This window comes from Arthrobacter cupressi, from assembly GCF_900099975.1.
In the GTDB taxonomy this organism is placed as follows: Bacteria; Actinomycetota; Actinomycetes; order Actinomycetales; family Micrococcaceae; genus Arthrobacter; species Arthrobacter cupressi.
In genome coordinates, this window is the sequence record NZ_FNEI01000015.1 from 22,844 (window position 1) to 41,669 (window position 18,826).

An 18,826-nucleotide genomic window follows, 5' to 3' on the forward strand; every position below is an offset into this window, starting at 1 on the left:
GCCCCCGGCGCCCAGCAGCCCGGGCAGGCCCAAGCAAAAGCCCCCAGCAACAGAGGAGTTCCTCCATGCCTCAGACAACGTTTTCAGTCAACGGCCGGCAGTACGTCCACCAGGGAACGCCGGTGGTGGTGATCTGCATCGACGGCAGCGAACCGGCGTACCACGAACTCGCCATCGCCGCCGGCCGCATGCCCTGGCTGAAGGAAATCATTGCCTCGAAGGGCATGTCCTGGGAAGCGCACTGCGCCATCCCCACCCTGACCAATCCGAACAACATGTCCATCGCCACCGGCCGGCCGCCCGCCATCCACGGCATCTGTGGCAACTACATCCTGGACCCCGCCACCGGCGAGGAAGTCCTCATGAACGACCCCAAGTTCCTCCGGGTTCCCACCGTCTTCGCCGCGGCCGCCGCCGCGGGGTTGAGTGTCGCCGTCGTGACCGCCAAGGACAAGCTGCGCAGGCTGCTGGCCACCGGTATCACCCAGTCCGGACTCGACCCGGCAGGCTCAGGGGAACTGGTGGAACCGGCCAACAAGGGGATCTGCCTCTCGGCCGAAAAGGCGGACACCGCCACGCTGGAAGAGAACGGCATCGAAGACGTGCTGGAACTGGTCGGCATGGAATTGCCCGGCGTGTATTCGGCTGAACTGAGCGAATTCGTCCTGGCGGCGGGCGTCAAGCTGCTGCAGCAGCAGGCACCTGACCTCATGTACCTGACCCTGACCGACTACATCCAGCACAAGAACGCCCCGGGCACTGAGGTAGCCAACGACTTCTACGCCATGATCGACAACTACGCCTCACAGCTGGACGCGCTGGGCGCCGTCGTGGTCATCACCGCGGACCACGGCATGAGCCCCAAGCACCACGAGGACGGCACGCCGCGCGTCATCTACCTCGAGGAAGAGGTCAACAAGGTGCTCGGCGTCAGTGGTGAAACCCCCGACGGCGGCAGCCGGGTGATCCTGCCCATCACCGATCCGTACACCGTGCATCACGGGGCCCTGGGTTCGTTCGCGAACGTGTACCTGCCGCAGGGCGCGGACCGCGAAGCGGTATTGCAGGCCCTGCGCGGACGCGACGGTATTTCGTACGCTGACACCTCGGACAACGCCGCCGTACTGTTCGAGATGCCGCTGGACCGCATGGGCGACATCACCGTGCTCTCGGACAAGGACACGGCCCTGGGCCGGTACGCCGCCTGGCACGACCTCGGCAACCTGGAAGTGCCGCTGCGCTCCCACGGCGGACTGGGCGAACTGGCCATCCCGTTCTTCGTCAACCGGGTGCTGGGGGCCCCGGGAGACACCGCAAGCCATGGTTCCAACGGGGAGCAGGCCGTGCTGCACAACTACGACGCCTACTGGGTGGCCACCAGCCATGTGGCCGCCAACGTGGGAGCGTCCGTCTAGGACTGCGGCCCAACAGCAAGAAGAGAGCACCAGCACGTCATCCGGTTCCCTCCCGCCCAACTGACCTCATCTGCGGACCACAACGCAGCAGCGGAGACACGGGAGGGAACCGGCGCCGGCCCGGCCGGCCCCACCAATCCCCCAAGGTTTGCATGACGAAAGGACGCTGACATGTCCGATTTTGGCTCAACAGAAACCTCAGTACTCCAGCACGAAAAACAGTCGACAAAGACGTCGACCAAGCGGCAGGAACTGTTCAAATGGCAGATCCGCATCTTCGCCCTGTCCTGGCTGGCCTACGCTGCCTTCTACTTCCCGCGCTCCGCCTTCTCCGCCGCCAAGGTGGGCATCCTCGATGAAGGCTTCCTCTCCCGCCAGACCCTCGGCGTCCTGGACTCGGTCTACCTGGCCGCGTACGCCGTCGGGCAGTTCATCTGGGGTGCGGTAGCCGAGCGCTTCGGTACCCGGATCGTGGTGGCCGGCGGCATGGTGATGGCCGGCGTCGCGGCGCTCTTCATGGGCATCGCCCCGGCCGTCTGGCTTTTCGTGCCGCTGATGATCGTCCAGGGCCTGGCCCAGTCCACCGGCTGGTCGGGCCTGTGCAAGAACATCGCGTCCTTCTTCACTGTCAGGAAGCGCGGCCGCGCCATGGGCCTGTTTTCCACCAGCTACGCCTTCGGCGGCCTGGTGGCCACCCCGTTCACGGGCTGGATCGCCTACTCCATCTTCGACAGCTGGCGCTGGGCCTTCTTCGCCGGCACCGCCACGATCGCCGTGGCCCTGGTCCTGTTCGCCGTCTTCCAGCGGAACAATCCGCAGGAAGTCGGGCTGCCGGGCATCGACGAGGATGACTCAGCGCTCGACGGCGACTACGTCCGCTCGCACACCCGCGCACCTGTGCCGGTGGTCAAGGTCAAGGGGGACCGCTTTTCGCCCAGGGATCTGCTGGCGGCCGCGAAGCACGACGCGATGGTCCTGAAGCTGGGCATCGTCTACTTCCTGCTCAAGCCCGCCCGCTACGCCATCCTGTTGTGGGGTCCGGTGCTGGTGCTGGATGCGCTCCCGCACCTGGACTCGATCACCGCGGTGATGGTTCCGGTGGCTTTCGGCATCACGGGCCTCATCGCGCCGATCGTAGTCGGCTGGACCTCGGACACGCTCTTCAACGCCCGCCGCGTGCCGCCCAGCGTGCTGTGCCTGGGCCTGCTGGTGATCGCCCTGGTCCTGTGGCAGCCCGTCACGTCCACCGGATCGCTGCCCCTCTTCGTCGGTCTGCTTTCCTTCGTCGGCCTGACCGTCTACGGCGCGGACGCCATGGTTTCGGGCGTGGCCGCCGTCGACTTCGGCACCTCCAAGTACGCCGCCGGCGCCACCGGCTTCATCAACGGCTGCGGCTCCCTTGGGGCAATCCTCGGCGGGCTGCTCCCGGGCTTCTTCCCCGGCGTCGTGATCTTCTACGTCTTTGCCGCCGCCGCGCTGGCCGCCGCCCTGATCCTGATCCCCTCCTGGAACAAGCGGCCAAGCGCCGCCTGAGCCGCCCGCCCTTTTCAATGAGGCAGCACCGCCGCTGCCGGAACAGAGGACCGAATGAGCGTTACCGAACTCCACCAGAACTACATCGACGGCCAGTGGCGTCCGTCCTCGGCCGGAAAGACGTTCGCCAACACCAACCCGGCCAACACCAAGGACGTGCTGGGCCACTTCCCGGACTCCACCGCCCAGGACGCCCTGGATGCGGTCGGGGCCGCGGCAAAAGCGGGCAAGGGCTGGGAAGCGCTAGGCTCGATCAAGCGCGGGGACATCCTGTTCGCCGCAGCCGAGATCCTGTCCCGCCGCAAGGAGGAGCTGGCCGCTGCCGTCACCCGGGAACAGGGCAAGTGCCTGCGTGAATCCCGCGGCGAGGCTCAGCGGGCCATCGACATCCTGCGCTACATCGCGGGCGAAGGCCGCCGGCTTTCCGGCTCCACCCTCCCGGCCGACGAGCCGCGCACCCTGGCGATGACCTGGCGCAAGCCGATCGGCGTCGTCGCACTCATCACCCCATGGAACTTCCCGCTCGCGATCCCGGTCTGGAAGATGGCACCCGCACTGCTCTCCGGGTGCACGGCGATCATCAAACCCTCGCCGCTGGCGCCGCTGACCTCGGCACTGCTGGTGGACATCTTCAATGAGGCCGGCGTGCCGGCGGGCGTGCTGAACCTGGTCCAGGGCGACCGCGAACCGGGTGAGGCCCTGTGCGAGCACCCGGACGTCCGTGGCATCTCCTTCACCGGGTCTCTGCCGGTGGGCCTGTCCATCCAGAAGGCCGCCGCGCCGCGGCTCGCCCGCACGCAGCTCGAGCTGGGCGGCAAGAACGCCGTGATCGTGCTGGCCGACGCCGACCTCACCCTCGCTGCCAACGCCATCCTGTTGGGGGCCTTCGGGCAGGCGGGGCAGCGCTGCAGCGCCACGAGCCGTGTGGTGGTGGACCGCCGGGTCCGCGAAGAGCTGGTGGCCAAAGTGCTCGGCCGGATGGAGGAGCTGCGGATCGGCGACCCGACGGACGAAGCCACGAAGCTCGGACCGGTGGTGAACCAGGAACGGCTGGACGCCTGCCTCGCGGCCATAGAACAGGCAAGGGCCGACGGCGCCACCGTCCGGACGGGCGGTTCCCGCGCCACCGCCGGGGTACTCGCAGACGGCTACTTCATGGAGCCCACCCTGATCACCGACGTCGCACCGGATTCGGGACTGGCCACCGAGGAGGTGTTCGGCCCGGTGCTCTCCGTGATCGACGCCGAGAACTTCGGCCACGCCATGGAGATCTCCAACTCGGTGAAGTACGGCATGTCCGGGACCATTTTCACGAACAACCGGGCGCACGCCTACGACGCCCTGCAGAGTTTCGAGGCGGGCATGCTGCACGTCAACCGGCCCGGGGTGGGTGCCTGGCCGCACCTGCCGCACATGGGCGCGAAGCTCTCGCAGTACGGGGCGCCGGAGTGCTCCCCGGAGACCTGGGAGTTCTACATGGAATGGCGCTCGGCCTGCATCAGCTTTCCGGCCTGAGCCCCGTTGCCCATCACCGATCACGACGCCGGACCGTCAGTTAGCTTGTTCCCATGCATTTGAGCATCCAGAGCCTGCGAATCTTCGTCACCGTTGCAGAGGCGGGCAGCATCTCCGCTGCTGCCCGCCTCCTGTACATGAGCCAGCCGTCTGTTTCGGCCCATGTGCGGAGCCTGGAGACCTCGCTCGCGGCGCATCTGCTGGACCGCGGACCGGCCGGGACCACTCTGACTCCGGCCGGCGCGGTGCTGGCCGACCACGCCCGGCGGATCCTCGGCATCCTGGAGGAGGTGGATGGCGAGGTTGCGGCGGCGCAGGGACAGGCGGACCGGAAGCTTTCGGTGGCAGGCACGAGCACCCTGGGGTCCTATCTCCTCCCCCGGGTGCTCAGCCGCTTCCTCGCGGAGAACGAAACGGTGCGGACGGAACTGCGCGTCGGCAACGCCGAGAAGGTGGCCGAATGGATCATCAACCGCGAGGTCAGCCTGGCCATCTGCGCCGGGCAGGTGGACCACGAACAGCTCGAATGCACCGAGATCTTCGACGAGGCCCTCATCCTCGCCGCCGGCAGGGCACATCCGCTGGCCGGGCGTTCCCTCACCCCGGAGGATCTGGCCGGGCAGCGGTTCCTGCTCCGCGAAATCGGCTCCTCCACCCGGCTGGACCAGGACCAGGCCCTGGCCGACTGGGGCCTCAAAGACTCACCCAGCTGGACCATCTGGAGCGCCGAGGCAGCCCGCGAATCCGTGCGGGCAGGCCTTGGCCTGGCCCTCATTTCCGAACATGTGGTGGCCCAGGACCTGCGCTCCGGCGAGCTGGTCCGCCTCAGGATCAACCCGGCACCCCGCCGTCGTCCGGTCACCCTGGTCCGCATGGCGGACCAGCCGCTCACCCCGGTGGAGCAGCGGTTCGTCGAGTTGGTCAGCACCATCAAGGCGTGGCCGCTGGGCTGATCCCCACCGGCCAGCCGCACCACGCAGACCCATCACGCAGCACGAAAGGACGCACCATGAACACATCCAACACGGACCTGATCGTCGTCGGCGCCGGTATCGTCGGCCTGGCGCATGCCTTCGAGGCGCACCGAAGGGGCTACACGGTGCGGATCATCGAACGCGACGCCCGGCCCAACGGAGCCTCGATCCGGAACTTCGGGCACTGCTGCATCACCGCCCAGGACGGCGGTCTCCTGGACACGGCCTACCGTTCCCGCGAGGGCTGGCTGGCCGCGGCGAAGTCCGTGGGGTTCTGGGCCCCGGAGGCCGGCGCCTACGTGGTGGCCCGCAGCGCCGCCGAACAGCGGGTGCTGGATGAACTCAACAGCAAGCGCGGCAACGACGCCGTCCAGCTGCTTACCGCCGGCGAACTCCGGTCCGTGCTCGGCGGGAACCCGGACCCCGCGATCGTGGGCGGCGCCCACCTGCCCGCTGACCTGCGCGTGGACCCCCGCACCACAGCGGGCGAGATCGCCGGCTGGCTGCAGGACCAGGCCGGCGTCGAGATCGAATGGAACACCTCGGTGCGGGACATCCGGGACGGCACCGTGTCCACCAGCCGCGGCGACTTCCAGGCGCAAAAGGTGCTGGTCTGCGTGGGGCATGACATGGATTACCTCTTCCCCGAACTGGCCGCCCGCTACCAGGTGCAGCGCTGCGCCCTGCAGATGGCCCTGGCCCCGGCGCCGGCCGGCTACAGCCTGGACGCGGCGGTCCTCACCGGCACCTCGATGACCCGCTACGACGGCTTCACGGCGATGCCCGGCGCGGAGGCGGTGCGCAGGGAAATCTACGGGCACAGCCCGGAACTGATCGACATGGTGGCCAACGTCATGTTCACGCGGCGCCCGGACGGCAGCCTCATCCTGGGCGACAGCCACGTGTACGGGCAGACGATCGGGCCGTTCCAGGACGAGTGGTGGACCTCGCGCCTCGTGGACGAGATCGCCAGGATCCTGGGCACGAAGCTGCAGGTCACCCAACGCTGGCAGGGCGTCTACGCCAGCAGCCCGCTGACTTCATTGCTGGTGGAGGACGTGGATCCGCGGACCAAGGTGGTCACCGTGACCTCCGGGATCGGCATGACCATGTCCTTCGGCATCGCGGCGGAGACGGTCGACTCGCTCTAGTTTCCGGTGCCGGAGTTCCGATGCCCGACGGCGGATTCGGGTGCCGCTGAAAGTTCGGGTAAGCTTGTCGTCGGCCCCTCATGTGGCGTCATCCTGTTGAACTCCCCCAGGACCGGAAGGTAGCAAGGGTAGATGGGCTCTGGCGGGTGCATGAGGGGTCACTTACTTTAAATGTCAGTCCCTACCGCTAGGTTTCCCCTGTGACTGTTACTACTGCCCTTTACCGCAGATACCGCCCGGATTCGTTCGCGGACGTTATCGGGCAGGAACATGTCACCGAGCCGCTCATGACGGCGCTGCGCAAGAACCGCGTCAACCACGCCTACCTCTTCTCCGGCCCGCGCGGCTGCGGCAAGACCACCTCCGCCCGCATCCTGGCCCGCTGCCTCAACTGCGCCGAAGGCCCCACGGACACGCCCTGCGGCAAGTGCAACAGCTGCATCGAGCTCGCCCGCGGCGGCTCCGGCTCCCTTGACGTCATCGAGATCGACGCCGCCAGCCACGGCGGTGTGGACGACGCCCGCGACCTCCGCGAACGCGCCACCTTCGCCCCGGTGCGGGACCGCTACAAGATCTTCATCATCGACGAAGCCCACATGGTCACCTCGGCCGGCTTTAACGCGCTCCTGAAAATCGTCGAGGAGCCGCCGGAACACATCAAGTTCATCTTCGCCACCACGGAGCCGGACAAGGTCATCGGCACCATCCGCTCCCGCACGCACCATTACCCCTTCCGGCTGGTACCGCCGGAACCGCTCATGGCCTACCTCGAGCAGCTCTGCGCCGCCGAGAACGTCCCTGTGGCGCCCGGCGTGCTGTCGCTCGTGATCCGGGCAGGCGGCGGCTCCGTCCGTGACTCCTTGTCCGTCCTGGACCAGCTCATGGCCGGCGCCGGGAGCAACGGACTGGACTACGAGCTCGCCGTCGCGCTCCTCGGCTACACGCACGCTTCGCTGCTGGACGACGTCGTCGAGGCTGTCGCCGCCGGCGACGCCGCCACGGTGTTCCGCGCGGTGGACCGCGTCATCCAGACCGGGCACGATCCCCGCCGCTTCGTCGAGGACCTCCTGGAGCGCTTCCGGGACCTCATCATCGTCCAGGCCATGCCGGAAAGCGCCCGCGCCATCCTCCGCGGCATGCCGGAGGACCAGATCGCCCGCATGCAGGGCCAGGCGAAGGCCCTGGGTGCCGCCGAACTTTCCCGCGCGGCGGACGTCACCAACACCGCGCTTACGGAGATGACCGGCGCAACCTCGCCGCGCCTGCACCTTGAGCTGCTGTGCGCACGCATCCTGCTGCCCGGCGCCGAACAGACCGAACGCGGCATCGCCGCCCGGATCGACCGTGTGGAGCGGCGCCTCAGCTACGGCGGTGCGGTGCCCGGCGAGCCTGTCGGAGGCGGCGCAGCTGTGCCGCCCGCGCCGGCAGCCCCGGCGGTTCCGGCGGTTCCCGCAGCCCCGGCGGTTCCGGCGGTTCAGAGTCCGACGCCGGAACCCGTCCAGGTGCCGGCCGCAGCGGCCGCTCCGCCCAGGCCGGTGGAACCCGCTGGAGTGGAACCCGCTCCGGGGAACCCTGCCCCTGTAGCCTCCTCCGATACCGGCTCCGCGGCTCCGGCCAAGAGCCAGATCTCGGCGCCCCGGGTTACGACGAACGACTGGCCCGTCGAGGACAAGCCGCAGGCTCCTGCCGCCCCGGCTGCGCCGGCTGCTGCTACGCCCCAGGCGCCCCAGGCACCTGTTTCTGCCCCGGCTCCGGCGGCCGCGCCGCTTGCAGAGCCGTCTGCTGCCCCGGCCAGTGCCCCCGCCGGTGGTGCCGACGTCGAGGTGATCCGCCGTGCCTGGCAGGACATCCTGCAGACGCTGAGCAAGATCAAACGCAGCAGCTGGGCCCTGGTGGGTGCCAATGCGCAGGTGGCGCGTTTCGACGGGCAAACACTGGTGCTGTCGTTCACCACCGAGGGCCTGTCCTCCGCGTTCAGCCGTGCCGACCATGCCGAAAACCTGCGGCAGGCGATTCACAAGACCATCGGCATTGACTGCCAGATCACCGCCACGGCAGGCGCCAACGGTTCGGGGAGCTCTGCGCCAAACCCAAAAGCACCGGCTAGCCCGGAAGCCCTGGCACAAGCGCCGGCGGCCCCGGCCGCCGTGCCCGCTGCGCCCGCTGCTTCCGCTGCGCCCGCGACCCCCGCAGCTCCGGCGGTTCCCGCCGTGTCCGAGGTGGACACCGCCTGGGGTCTCGCACCTGCGGGCGGTTCCCCAACCCATGACGCACCCGCCCAGGCTTCCCCCGCCATTCCGGAACCGGGAGCTGTTCGCGTACCCCCCGGGCAGCCCTCTGCTGTAAGCTCCCCGGAAACGCCCGCCGCCCCGGCCGAGGAATCCGGGCACGTCGGAAATCCCGCGCAGGCTGGCGCCGTAACGTCGTTGGCAGGACAGGCCGCCCAGCCGGCCTCCGAAGGGCCGGCCTCCGAAGACTACTCCTACTCCGACGACGACTGGGCACCTCCGCGCGACGAGGACGCCCCGCCGCTCGACGAAGAGCCTCCCATGGACTGGGTGCCGCCGTCGGATTCCGGCTGGCAGTCCGCGCCCCCGGAGGCCGCAGCACCGGCACCGGCAGCTGACGCGGCGCCGGCAACGGACCCAGCGCCGATGCCCGCCGGCGCAGCCGCCGCAAGCCCTCAGGTCGCGGCCGGCCCCGACACCTCGAACGATCCGTGGTCGCGCGCAGTAGAGCAATCGCCCGGCTCCTGGATTGTGGGCACCACCAGCAATGTGGGCGCGCATGTTGCGGCTGTTTCCACACAGACAGCCGTTCCGGAGCTGGATGCACACAACAGCAGCTCCGGCGCCGCGGCGTACGAGACGGCACCTGCGTACGAGCCCGCCGCCGCGCAGGCGCCGGCACAGGCCGCGCAACAGGCGTCCGCCCAGCAGCCACAGGCCCAGCAGCCACAGGCCCAGCAGGCCCACGCCCCGGTCCCCGCACCGGCGACCAGCTGGGCCACGGTTCCGGCACCCACCCCGGCGGAAACCACAGCCCTCACCCCCGGCAAGCAGAGCCTCTACCAGCGGCTTTCAAACAGCCCGGAGGCGATGGCCGGACGGATCCAGGTCCCCGCGCGGGCGGCGGCCGCAACGGCCACCATGGTGGAGGACATCCCGAGCGCGGATGACGAAACCATCGAGGAATCGGGCGTGTTTGGCCGGGCCGCCGTCGAGCGTATTCTGGGCGGGAGACTCCTGGAAGAGCGTTCGCTGGACGGCACTCCCCTGATGCGCCGCTGACGCCATCGGTCGACGTCCGCCACGGACAACGCCACCGGGCATCAACGCCACTGAGCTATAAACGCCACTGAACAAACGAGGACATTGTGTACGAAGGTGCAGTTCAAGAGCTGATCGACGAGCTCGGCCGGCTCCCCGGCGTCGGGCCGAAGTCGGCTCAGCGCCTCGCCTTCCATATCCTTGAGGCCGACCCCGAGGACATGAAGCGCCTGGTGGCCGCCATCACCACCGTCAAGGAACGGGTGAAGTTCTGCACCGTGTGTGGAAACGTCACCGAGCAGGAAATGTGCAACATCTGCCGCGACCCGCGCCGGGATCCTTCAGTGATCTGCGTGGTGGAGGAATCCAAGGACGTGCTCGCCGTGGAACGGACCCGGTCCTTCCGCGGCCGGTACCACGTGCTCGGCGGCGCCATCAACCCGATCGCGGGCATCGGTCCCGAGCAGCTGCGGATCCGTGAACTCCTCACGCGGCTCAACGACGGCGAGATCCAGGAAATCATCATCGCCACCGACCCCAACCTCGAGGGTGAAGCCACCGCCACCTATCTGGCCCGCATGCTGAAATCCATCGGAATCACGGTGACCCGTCTCGCCTCGGGCCTGCCGGTTGGCGGTGACCTGGAATACGCGGATGAGGTCACCTTGGGCCGCGCCTTCGAAGGCCGCCGCAACGCCCTGTCCTGAACCGGATGCCCGCAGCTCCCGGCGGTGGGGAGGAACTTTACGTTCGTGCCCGACGGCGGCCCGCCAGTGCGCCGGCTGCCGTCACCGCCGCGGCGGTCCCCAGTTGTCCGGCGATTCCAATAACAGATAGCGGGAACCCGGGCTGGACCTCGTCGCTGGGCACCCCGTTGATACAGGCCACGTCCCACACCGGACCTTCCGTGGAGCGCTGCAGCGAGGCCAGCACCCAGCCCGCATCACCGCCGGTTGGCACCTGCCCCGAGGCAAGGGCCCAGTAGAGCACCGCCGGATTTCCCGCGGTGAGCCACATGACGTGTTCGCTGTGCAGCACGGTTTCGCTGCGCACCGGCTGCCCGATGCATTCGTAGGCGAGGTACCGGCCGGAGTTGTCGCGCTCCACGTTCACGGGAATGGATGTCCGCTCAGTGACCAGTGTTCCCGGCAACAGCATGAACGCAGCCGCGAAGTTCCCGACGGCGAACGCGCACAGCACCAGCACGGTCAGCATGGCTCCCGCAAGCCGCGCCCGGAACAGTGCCCGGAATCCGATGCCCACCAGGGCGAAGACCCCCACCTCGAAGAGCACCAAGAGCACAGCCAGGAACTCCAGTCCCGGCGGCGCGGGAATGGCATCCACTGGGGTCTCCGGCAACCCGGAACCGGGATCCACGGAGTACTCGACGCTGCCCGGCCCGCCCAGCACCGCGCGGGCCCCCAGGAGAAGCCCGACGCTGAGCACGGCCAGCGCACTTCCCCGCAGGAGGCACGCCAACAGGCGGACCGGGAACGTCAGCGCAGCCGGCCCGCCGCGGGTGAAGCCCCATAGGGAGCCAAGGATGGCCGCCGCCAAGGACAACGCGCCGCCGGTCAGGAGGTACAAGACCAGGGGCGGCGGCTTCTCCTCGCCTTGGACACCGAACCATCCCAGGAGGAGGTAGGCCGTCATGCCGGCCGCAGCCACCGCGGCAGCGAGAAGCGCCCAAAAAGAAACCTTGGCAAAGGACGCCGCGGCATCGGCCCAGGCCGCGCGGACAGCAGCGGCCGCCGAGATCCGGAACGGCACCGGGGCCGGGCCGCCGTCATCCTCCTCTGACGCCGGACGGCCCGGACCGCTTGGGCCGCCCGGACCGCTCGGACCATTTGGACCGCCCGGTCGGCCCCGGTAGCCCGGACCCAGCCGGTCATGACCGCCGGCCGCCCCGCCGTCGTCGAACACGTCCCGGCCGATCTGCTCGTACCGTGGCTCGTCCTCGGACGGATGCGCGGCGGCCATGGCGGTTCAGGCGATCCGGGTACCCAGGGCCAGCCGGCCCGCCGGCGTGCGCAGGGCGCGCCAGCCAAGCCACAGCAACAGGCCGGTGAGGCCGAGCTGCAACGCCAGGCCAAGCGGCCACAGGGGCGTGGCCTGCTCGAGGTATTGCGGCTGCACCTGCCCGTTGGCGCAGGTGTATGTGCCCTCGGGGCCGGCGAGCGCCGCACGGGCGCCCTGGCTGATGTTCTCGATCATGCCCCCGGAGTAGTAGTACTGGAGGCCCTGCCGTTCCGGATACGGGATGGCGTCGGCCACCACCACGTAGGGGTTCAAGGCCAGCAGCCACGCGACCCGCTCGGTGCGCAGCACGTCCTGCTCCACGAGGGGCCCTTCGCACACATATTCGGGAGACCCCGGATAGGTGCCGGGCCCGTACTCCGCAGCACTGTAGCGCGGCTGGTTGGCCATGACGGTCCCCTGGGTCAGCTGCACCCCGAGGCCGAAGGCGATCAGCGAACCGACCACCAGCGCGGCCACCGTGAGGTAGGTGACCACGATTGAGAACAGCGGCCTCCCCGCGAGCGCCGAGATGCCGACGCCGATCCCGCAGATCACCGCCACTTCCACGGCAAGCATTAGCAGCGACACCAGCACGTGCCCGGGAGTCAGCCCGCCCAGCAGCACCGCGAAGACCAGAAACGGCGCGCTGGCGGCCAGGAAGGCGATCGCCGCCAGCCACGCCGCGCAGAACTTGCCCCAGAGGATCTGCCCGGGGGTGAGCAGGGTGACCTGCAGGATCGCCAGGGTGCCGCCGGCCCGGTCGCCGTTGACGGCGTTCGCCGAGAGCGCGGGCGCCACCAGCAGGGCGAAGAGCAGCACGAAGGCGAGCACGACCTCGAAGATCGCGGATCCCGGCCCGGTCGGCTGGGGCGTGCCGTCCGGAACAGGCATTGAGTTGCGGACCTCCATCGAGGCGTTCCACCCGGCCCAGGTCAACGCCGTGACCAGGGCGATCACCACCAGCCAGATGCCCAGCATGATGTACCAGCCGCGCGAGCGCAGCCGCTGCTTCATTTCGAGCACCACCACATCGCGGATGCCGCCGATGTAGCCGGCGACGGCGGCCCGCCCGTCTGCCGGGCCCGGAACCTGCGCCGGTCCGGGAAGGGTCTTTTCCATGCTCATTTCCGCTCCGTTTCCAGGCTCATGTAGGTCTCCTCCAGGGCGCCGCCGGCCGGGCCGAAAGAGACGACGCCGATCCCCGCGGTGACGAGGTCCCGCAGCAGGGCGGCAGCACCGGCGTCGTGGCTCAACATCAGCGAAACGGACGGACGGCGGCCGGTTCCCACCCGGAACTCGAGCCCGAGCTCTGTGAGCTTCGCGGTGAGTTCCGCCTGGTCGAGGGCGGTGATGGCATAGCGCCGGCCCTGCTGCGCTGCTTCTTCGATGGTCTGCCGCTTGACGGTGCGGCCCTGGTTAACGAACACGGCGCCGTCGGCGATTTCATCCAGTTCGCTGAGCACGTGCGAGGAAACCACCACGGACTTCCCGGCCGCGGCCAGGTTCCGCAGGAGGGTGCGCAGCTCCACCCGGGAGCCGGGGTCCAGACCGGCTGCCGGCTCGTCGAGGAGCAGCACAGAGGGATCGTGGACCAGCGCGCGTGCCAGGCTCAGCCTCTGTTGCTGGCCCTTGGAAAGTACCCGGGCGGGCTGGTCTGCGAGTTCCTCCAGCCGGACCATGGCCAGCAATTCGGCCACCCGCCCAGCGATACCGGATTTGGGCAGGCGGTAGAAACGCGCCATCTGCACCAGGATTTCGCGGGCGGTAAGGGACTCCCATACGCCCAGGGTGTCCGGCATCCAACCGAGCCGGCGCCGCACGGCCGTGCTGTCCTGCGCCGGGTCGAGCCCGTCCACCGTGATGGCACCGCTGTCCGGCTGGAGCAGCGAGGCGAGCATCAGCAGCAACGTCGTCTTGCCGGCCCCGTTGGGGCCGATCAGCGCGGTGACCCGCCCGGCCGGGGCCTCGAAGTCCATGTGCTCAACTGCGTGGACGGAACCGAAGCGGCGGGAGACACCCACCGCGGAGACCCCGGAAGCCAACGGCGCCCGGGTGGTCTCAGGAATTTCTGCAACGGACATACTCCACCTCTGTTTCCCCCTACAGAGCTTGATCCTGCGCGGCGGACGTGCCCGCAGGCCGCATCGTGCCTCGATCGTACGCCGTGGCGAAAGTCACGCACATCCACCCAGGGGCCGAGATTTGGTCACAATTCCCGGGCCCGGGACACACGGCGATAAACTGGCCGAATAAGCCACGCTGGCGTGCCGTAAGTGGCCGTGTGGCGTTTCGATTCCCAAGTGATGCAGTGAGGGTGCGCGCATGAGTATGCCCACTACCGAAGTGAAAAGCGACGAGCTGGCCGCGCAGCCTGCCAAGACCAAACAGCTGATCGTCCAGAAGTTCGGCGGCTCCTCCGTGGCCGACGCCGAGGGGATCCAGCGTGTTGCCCGCCGCGTGGTCGACGCGCAGAAGGCAGGCAACGAGGTCGTCGTCGTCGTGTCCGCCATGGGCGACACCACCGACGAACTGCTGGACCTCGCCGCCCAGGTCACCGACTCCGCCCCGGCCCGCGAGATGGACATGCTCCTCTCCGCCGGCGAGCGCATCTCCATGGCCCTGCTCGCCATGGCCATCAACAAGTTCGGCGCGTCCGCCCAGTCCTTCACCGGTTCGCAGGCCGGCATGATTACCGACGGCATCCACGGCAAGGCGCGCATCATCGACGTCGACCCGCACCGCATCCGCACCGCGCTGGACAAGCAGCACATCGCGATCGTGGCCGGCTTCCAGGGCATGAGCCGCAGCACCAACGAAATCACCACCCTGGGCCGCGGCGGTTCGGACACCACCGCCGTCGCCCTGGCGGCCGCGCTGGAAGCGGACGTCTGCGAGATCTACACCGACGTGGACGGCGTGTTCACCGCGGACCCGCGCGTGGTGGCGTCCGCGCAGAAGATCGACACCATCTCCAGCGAGGAAATGCTGGAACTTGCCGCCTCCGGCGCGAAGATCCTGCACCTGCGCTGCGTGGAGTACGCCCGCCGTTTCGGCGTGCCGCTGCACGTGCGCTCCTCATTCAGCCAGAACGAAGGCACCTGGGTCCTGCCCGGTGCCGATGACAAGATCACCACTCAAGAGGGAGTTGCCTTGGAGCAGCCAATCATCTCCGGCGTGGCCCACGACCGGTCCGAAGCCAAGGTCACCGTTGTCGGCGTCCCGGACATCCCCGGCAAGGCCGCGGCGATTTTCCAGGTCATCGCCGATGCCCACTCGAACATCGACATGATCGTCCAGAACGTGTCCACCCACGGCACCGGCCACACGGACATTTCCTTCACCCTGCCCATCGTTGAAGGCGCCGACGCCCTCGCCGCCCTCCGCGCCGCCCAGGGCGAAATCGGATTCGAGAGCATCGAGTACGACGAGAACGTCGGCAAGCTCTCCCTGATCGGCGCCGGCATGCGTTCGCACCCGGGCGTTTCGGCGACCTTCTTCAAGGCCCTCTCCGACGCCGGGATCAACATCAACATGATCTCCACCTCGGAGATCCGCATCTCGGTGGTCACCAGCGCGGACAAGCTGGACGATGCAGTGCGCGCCATCCACGCGGCATTCGAGCTCGACGGCGAATCCGAAGCCACCGTCTACGGCGGCACCGGCCGCTAGGGCGAAATTAAACCACGGAAGGACCGGAGCCAGGCTCCGGTCCCCGAAAGTTGGACCGCTAAATAGCTGTTGGGCCGCGGGGGTCTGGGGCCGGTATTCCACCGGGCTCAGGCCCTTTCGCTTTGTTGAGGGATGCCCGTTCCCCGCGCCACCCCCCGGCGCCGTCAGCCGAGCACTTCCACCCCGAAGCCCGTGACGACCGCCCGCACTTCTGCGAGATAGCGCCGCGCCTGTTCCGTCAGCGGAACCGCGGCGTGATCAATCCAGCCGATCTCGATGCGCTCGTCGACATCGAGCGGGATGGCGACGATCGAAGGGTCGAGCTCGCCGCTGATGATGCCCGTCGAAATCGTGTACCCGCCGAGGCCGATCATGAGGTTGAAGATGGTCGCACGATCAGAGACCCGGATGTCGCGCTTGCTGGAAAGTGTGGAGAGGATCTCCTCGGCGAAATAGAACGAGTTGTTCGCCCCCTGATCGAAGGTGAGCCGCGGCAGATCTTCGAGATCCTCGAGAGTTGCCCGGTGCCGGGACGCGAGCGGGTTGCTGCGCGAGATGAAGATGTGCGGATCGGCGAGGAACAAGGGGTGGAACACGAGCCGGGACTCGCGAAGCAGCTTGTCGAGGACTTTTCGGTTGAAGTCGTTTCGGTAGAGGATGCCGATCTCGCTGCGAAGCGTACGGACGTCCTCGATGATCTCCTCGGTGCGCGTCTCGCGCAAAGAGAACTCGTACTCGTCGGCCCCGCTCGCCTGGACCATCCTGACGAACGCATCCACGGCAAACGAATAGTGCTGCGTCGATACCCCGAGCAGACGACGGGACGGCGGCCGGCCGAGGTAGCGCTGCTCGAGAAGCTCCACCTGCTCGACGACCTGCCTGGCGTAGCCAAGGAACTCCGCACCGTCAGCGGTGAGCGCGACTCCCCTCGCCGAGCGGACGAGGAGCGTGCGCCCCACACGGGCTTCGAGTTCCTTCATCGCCGCGGACATGGTCGGCTGTGCGACGTAGAGCAGATCGGCGGCCGCGGAGATCGACCCCTCGTCCGCGACCGTGATGAAATACCGCAGCTGCTGCAGCGTCAAGCCGTTCACACTCTGAACCATAGATTCAGTCTATACAATTCCATAGTCACGCCTAGTTACCTGATATCACCGGAAAAGCTGCATGCTGGATGCAACGACTTTTCGACGGCCAGCCCAGGCCCCTTCACCATCAGATTGGCCATCATGGCAGACGCATTCACCTTCAGCATCACCACCACCCCGTTCGACGAGGATTACACGCCCTCCGAGAGCTCGCGCATCACCACGAACTTCGCCAATCTGGCCCGTGGTGAGAACCGTCAGGAAAACCTGCGCAACGCCCTGACGATGATCAACCGCCGCTTCAACGCCCTCGCGCACTGGGACAACCCCAACGGTGACCGCTATGCCCTCGAGCTCGAGATCGTCTCTGCCAAGGTGCACTACAGCTCAGACGGCGAGGAGCGGCACTTCCCCCTGCTCGAGGTGCTCGACACGAGCATCGTCGACCGGCAGACCGGCACCCGCAGCCACGGCATCGTGGGCAACAACTTCTCGTCCTATGTGCGCGACTACGACTTCAGCGTGGTGCTGCCCGCCGCGAGCGATGGATCGGGCGCCCCTGTCCTCCCCCAGGATTTCGGAGACCTGCACGGCAGACTCTTCCAGCGTTTCCTCGACTCCGAAGCCTACCGGCGGCGCTTCGCGCAGCTGCCCGTGATCTGCATCAGCGTCTCCACCTCCAAGACCTACCACCGCACTGGCAACAGCCACCCGGTCCTCGGCCTCGAGTACCAGCAGGACGACCACTCCCTCACCGACACGTACTTCGGCAAGATGGGGCTGCGCGTGCGCTACTTCATGCCGCCGGGCAGCGTCGCGCCGCTGGCGTTCTACTTCCGCGGAGACCTTCTGACCGACTACACCAATCTCCAGCTGATCAGCACGATCAGCACGATGGAGACGTTCCAGAAGATCTACCGCCCCGAGATCTACAACGCGAACTCCGCCGCACCGGCTGTCTATCGGCCCAGCCTGGGCGCACAGGACTTCTCACGGACACTAATCTCCTACGACCGCGACGAGCGCAGCCGGCTCGGCGTAACGCAGGGCAGGTACACCGAAGAGCACTTCATCACCCCGAACCGCGAGTTGCTCGATCAGTGGGCCGCCGCCTACCCCACCCCCGTCGCATGACCACCGAAGGACCCACCATGACCCCCAAGCTTCTTCCGACCTCGATCGTCGGCAGCCTTCCGAAGCCCTCCTGGCTGGCCCAGCCGGAGACCCTCTGGTCACCCTGGAAGCTCGAGGGTGCCGAGCTGCGCGAAGGCAAGCAGGACGCCATGCGGGCGGCCGTGCAGGAGCAGACCCGACGCGGCATCGACATTATCAGCGACGGCGAGCAGACCCGTCAGCACTTCGTCACGACCTTCATCGAGCACCTCAGCGGTGTCGATTTCGAAAAGCGCGAAACCGTGCGCATCCGGGACCGCTACGACGCGAGCGTGCCGACCGTCGTCAGCGCCGTGGAGCGGGAGAAGCCCGTGTTCGTCGAGGACGCGACGTTCCTCCGCTCGATCACCGACCGCCCGATCAAGTGGACCCTTCCCGGCCCGATGACGATGGTCGACACCCTGTATGACGCGCACTACCGCAGCCGCGAGAAGCTGGCGTGGGAGTTCGCGACCATCCTCAACCAGGAGGCCAAGGAGCTCGAGGCGGCCGGGGTCGACATCATCCAATTCGATGAGCCGGCGTTCAACGTGTTCTTCGACGAGGTCTCGGACTGGGGCGTCGCCGCATTGGAGCGCGCGTGCGAGGGGCTGCGCGTCGAGACAGTGGTGCACATCTGCTTCGGCTACGGGATCAAGGCCAACAACGACTGGAAGGCGACTCTTGGTGCCCAGTGGCGCCACTACGAGAAGTCGTTCCCACTGCTGCAGCGCTCCTCCATCGACACCATTTCGTTGGAGTCCCACCACTCCAATGTCCCGCTGGACGTCGTCGAACTGGTGCGTGGCAAGAAGGTCATGCTCGGCGCCATCGACGTGGCGAATGAAACGGTCGAGACGCCGGAAGAGGTCGCCGGGACGCTGCGCAAGGCACTCGAGTTCGTCGACGCCGACAAGCTCGTGCCCAGCACGAACTGCGGCATGGCACCGTTCCCCCGTCAGGTCGCGCTGGACAAGCTGAGCGCCCTTAGCGCGGGAGCGGCCATCCTCCGCGAGGAGCTCACCGGTGCACGCGCCTGAA

The 18,826-nt window shown here is 67.9% G+C and carries 14 protein-coding genes and 1 other RNA gene; 11 read left to right on the forward strand and 4 right to left on the reverse strand.

The genetic code is table 11. The features are described from left to right. Positions 1 to 65: 65 nt before the first annotated feature. From phnA to recR, 8 genes are all read left to right on the forward strand, one after another. Positions 66 to 1,415: a phosphonoacetate hydrolase gene (gene phnA / locus BLP88_RS15465; protein WP_074590633.1), complete on the forward strand. Its 1,350-nt coding sequence runs from the start codon at positions 66 to 68 to the stop codon at positions 1,413 to 1,415. Between the two features lie 171 nt (positions 1,416 to 1,586). Continuing rightward, positions 1,587 to 2,948, forward strand: coding sequence for an MFS transporter (locus BLP88_RS15470; protein WP_074590635.1), 1,362 nt, complete (start codon positions 1,587 to 1,589; stop codon positions 2,946 to 2,948). A 54-nt stretch (positions 2,949 to 3,002) separates the two neighbouring features. Continuing rightward, positions 3,003 to 4,463, forward strand: coding sequence for an aldehyde dehydrogenase family protein (locus tag BLP88_RS15475; protein WP_074590636.1), 1,461 nt, complete (start codon positions 3,003 to 3,005; stop codon positions 4,461 to 4,463). 53 nt (positions 4,464 to 4,516) lie between these two features. Further along, the gene (locus tag BLP88_RS15480; protein ID WP_074590637.1) at positions 4,517 to 5,416 is read left to right on the forward strand and encodes a LysR family transcriptional regulator; all 900 of its coding nucleotides are present in this window, start codon (positions 4,517 to 4,519) and stop codon (positions 5,414 to 5,416) included. A gap of 56 nt (positions 5,417 to 5,472) precedes the next feature. Continuing rightward, the gene (locus tag BLP88_RS15485) at positions 5,473 to 6,588 is read left to right on the forward strand and encodes a TIGR03364 family FAD-dependent oxidoreductase (protein WP_074590639.1); all 1,116 of its coding nucleotides are present in this window, start codon (positions 5,473 to 5,475) and stop codon (positions 6,586 to 6,588) included. Positions 6,589 to 6,657: 69 nt separating this feature from the next. Then, an RNA gene (gene ffs / locus BLP88_RS15490) (signal recognition particle sRNA small type) lies at positions 6,658 to 6,754 on the forward strand. A gap of 34 nt (positions 6,755 to 6,788) precedes the next feature. Then, positions 6,789 to 9,878 (forward strand): DNA polymerase III subunit gamma and tau, encoded by a 3,090-nt coding sequence (locus BLP88_RS15495; protein WP_074590640.1) that lies wholly within the window; start codon positions 6,789 to 6,791, stop codon positions 9,876 to 9,878. A gap of 86 nt (positions 9,879 to 9,964) precedes the next feature. Next, entirely contained in the window at positions 9,965 to 10,564 is a 600-nt protein-coding gene (gene recR / locus BLP88_RS15500) for a recombination mediator RecR (protein WP_074590641.1), read from the forward strand. Between the two features lie 37 nt (positions 10,565 to 10,601). On the opposite strand, the gene BLP88_RS15505 is transcribed toward recR, so the two are convergent. From BLP88_RS15505 to BLP88_RS15515, 3 genes are read right to left on the reverse strand one after another with little or no spacing between them, the layout of a single operon-like run. Further along, the gene (locus BLP88_RS15505; RefSeq protein ID WP_074590643.1) at positions 10,602 to 11,837 is read right to left on the reverse strand and encodes a hypothetical protein; all 1,236 of its coding nucleotides are present in this window, start codon (positions 11,835 to 11,837) and stop codon (positions 10,602 to 10,604) included. A gap of 6 nt (positions 11,838 to 11,843) precedes the next feature. Continuing rightward, positions 11,844 to 13,001 carry an ABC transporter permease gene (locus BLP88_RS15510; RefSeq protein ID WP_074590644.1) on the reverse strand — a complete coding sequence of 386 codons (1,158 nt, stop codon included), beginning with the start codon at positions 12,999 to 13,001 and terminating at the stop codon, positions 11,844 to 11,846. Further along, positions 12,998 to 13,957: an ABC transporter ATP-binding protein gene (locus BLP88_RS15515; protein WP_074590646.1), complete on the reverse strand. Its 960-nt coding sequence runs from the start codon at positions 13,955 to 13,957 to the stop codon at positions 12,998 to 13,000. Before BLP88_RS15515 ends, BLP88_RS15510 begins: the two co-directional genes overlap by 4 nt. 241 nt (positions 13,958 to 14,198) lie before the next feature. Between BLP88_RS15515 and BLP88_RS15520 the strand changes: the two genes are divergently transcribed. Beyond that, positions 14,199 to 15,545: an aspartate kinase gene (locus BLP88_RS15520; RefSeq protein ID WP_074590648.1), complete on the forward strand. Its 1,347-nt coding sequence runs from the start codon at positions 14,199 to 14,201 to the stop codon at positions 15,543 to 15,545. Between the two features lie 164 nt (positions 15,546 to 15,709). Here BLP88_RS15520 and BLP88_RS15525 read toward each other — a convergent pair whose 3' ends face one another. Further along, positions 15,710 to 16,651 (reverse strand): LysR family transcriptional regulator, encoded by a 942-nt coding sequence (locus BLP88_RS15525; protein ID WP_074590649.1) that lies wholly within the window; start codon positions 16,649 to 16,651, stop codon positions 15,710 to 15,712. Between the two features lie 123 nt (positions 16,652 to 16,774). Here BLP88_RS15525 and BLP88_RS15530 point away from each other — a divergent pair, with 123 nt between their 5' ends. Beyond that, positions 16,775 to 17,767, forward strand: a complete 993-nt coding sequence (locus tag BLP88_RS15530) for a DUF1852 domain-containing protein (RefSeq protein ID WP_074590744.1) — start codon at positions 16,775 to 16,777, stop codon at positions 17,765 to 17,767. A 17-nt stretch (positions 17,768 to 17,784) separates the two neighbouring features. Further along, positions 17,785 to 18,825 (forward strand): methionine synthase, encoded by a 1,041-nt coding sequence (locus BLP88_RS15535; protein ID WP_074590651.1) that lies wholly within the window; start codon positions 17,785 to 17,787, stop codon positions 18,823 to 18,825. The last annotated feature ends 1 nt before the right edge of the window (position 18,826 follow it).

Coding starts and splice junctions, on each gene's coding strand:
- phnA (WP_074590633.1), top strand. CDS start 66: ATGCCTCAGACAACGTTTTCAGTCAACGGCCGGCAGTACGTCCACCAG.
- BLP88_RS15510 (WP_074590644.1), bottom strand. CDS start 13,001: ATGAGCATGGAAAAGACCCTTCCCGGACCGGCGCAGGTTCCGGGCCCG.
- BLP88_RS15525 (WP_074590649.1), bottom strand. CDS start 16,651: ATGGTTCAGAGTGTGAACGGCTTGACGCTGCAGCAGCTGCGGTATTTC.
- BLP88_RS15520 (WP_074590648.1), top strand. CDS start 14,199: ATGAGTATGCCCACTACCGAAGTGAAAAGCGACGAGCTGGCCGCGCAG.
- BLP88_RS15475 (WP_074590636.1), top strand. CDS start 3,003: ATGAGCGTTACCGAACTCCACCAGAACTACATCGACGGCCAGTGGCGT.
- BLP88_RS15480 (WP_074590637.1), top strand. CDS start 4,517: ATGCATTTGAGCATCCAGAGCCTGCGAATCTTCGTCACCGTTGCAGAG.
- BLP88_RS15530 (WP_074590744.1), top strand. CDS start 16,775: ATGGCAGACGCATTCACCTTCAGCATCACCACCACCCCGTTCGACGAG.
- BLP88_RS15470 (WP_074590635.1), top strand. CDS start 1,587: ATGTCCGATTTTGGCTCAACAGAAACCTCAGTACTCCAGCACGAAAAA.
- BLP88_RS15515 (WP_074590646.1), bottom strand. CDS start 13,957: ATGTCCGTTGCAGAAATTCCTGAGACCACCCGGGCGCCGTTGGCTTCC.
- BLP88_RS15535 (WP_074590651.1), top strand. CDS start 17,785: ATGACCCCCAAGCTTCTTCCGACCTCGATCGTCGGCAGCCTTCCGAAG.
- BLP88_RS15505 (WP_074590643.1), bottom strand. CDS start 11,837: ATGGCCGCCGCGCATCCGTCCGAGGACGAGCCACGGTACGAGCAGATC.
- BLP88_RS15485 (WP_074590639.1), top strand. CDS start 5,473: ATGAACACATCCAACACGGACCTGATCGTCGTCGGCGCCGGTATCGTC.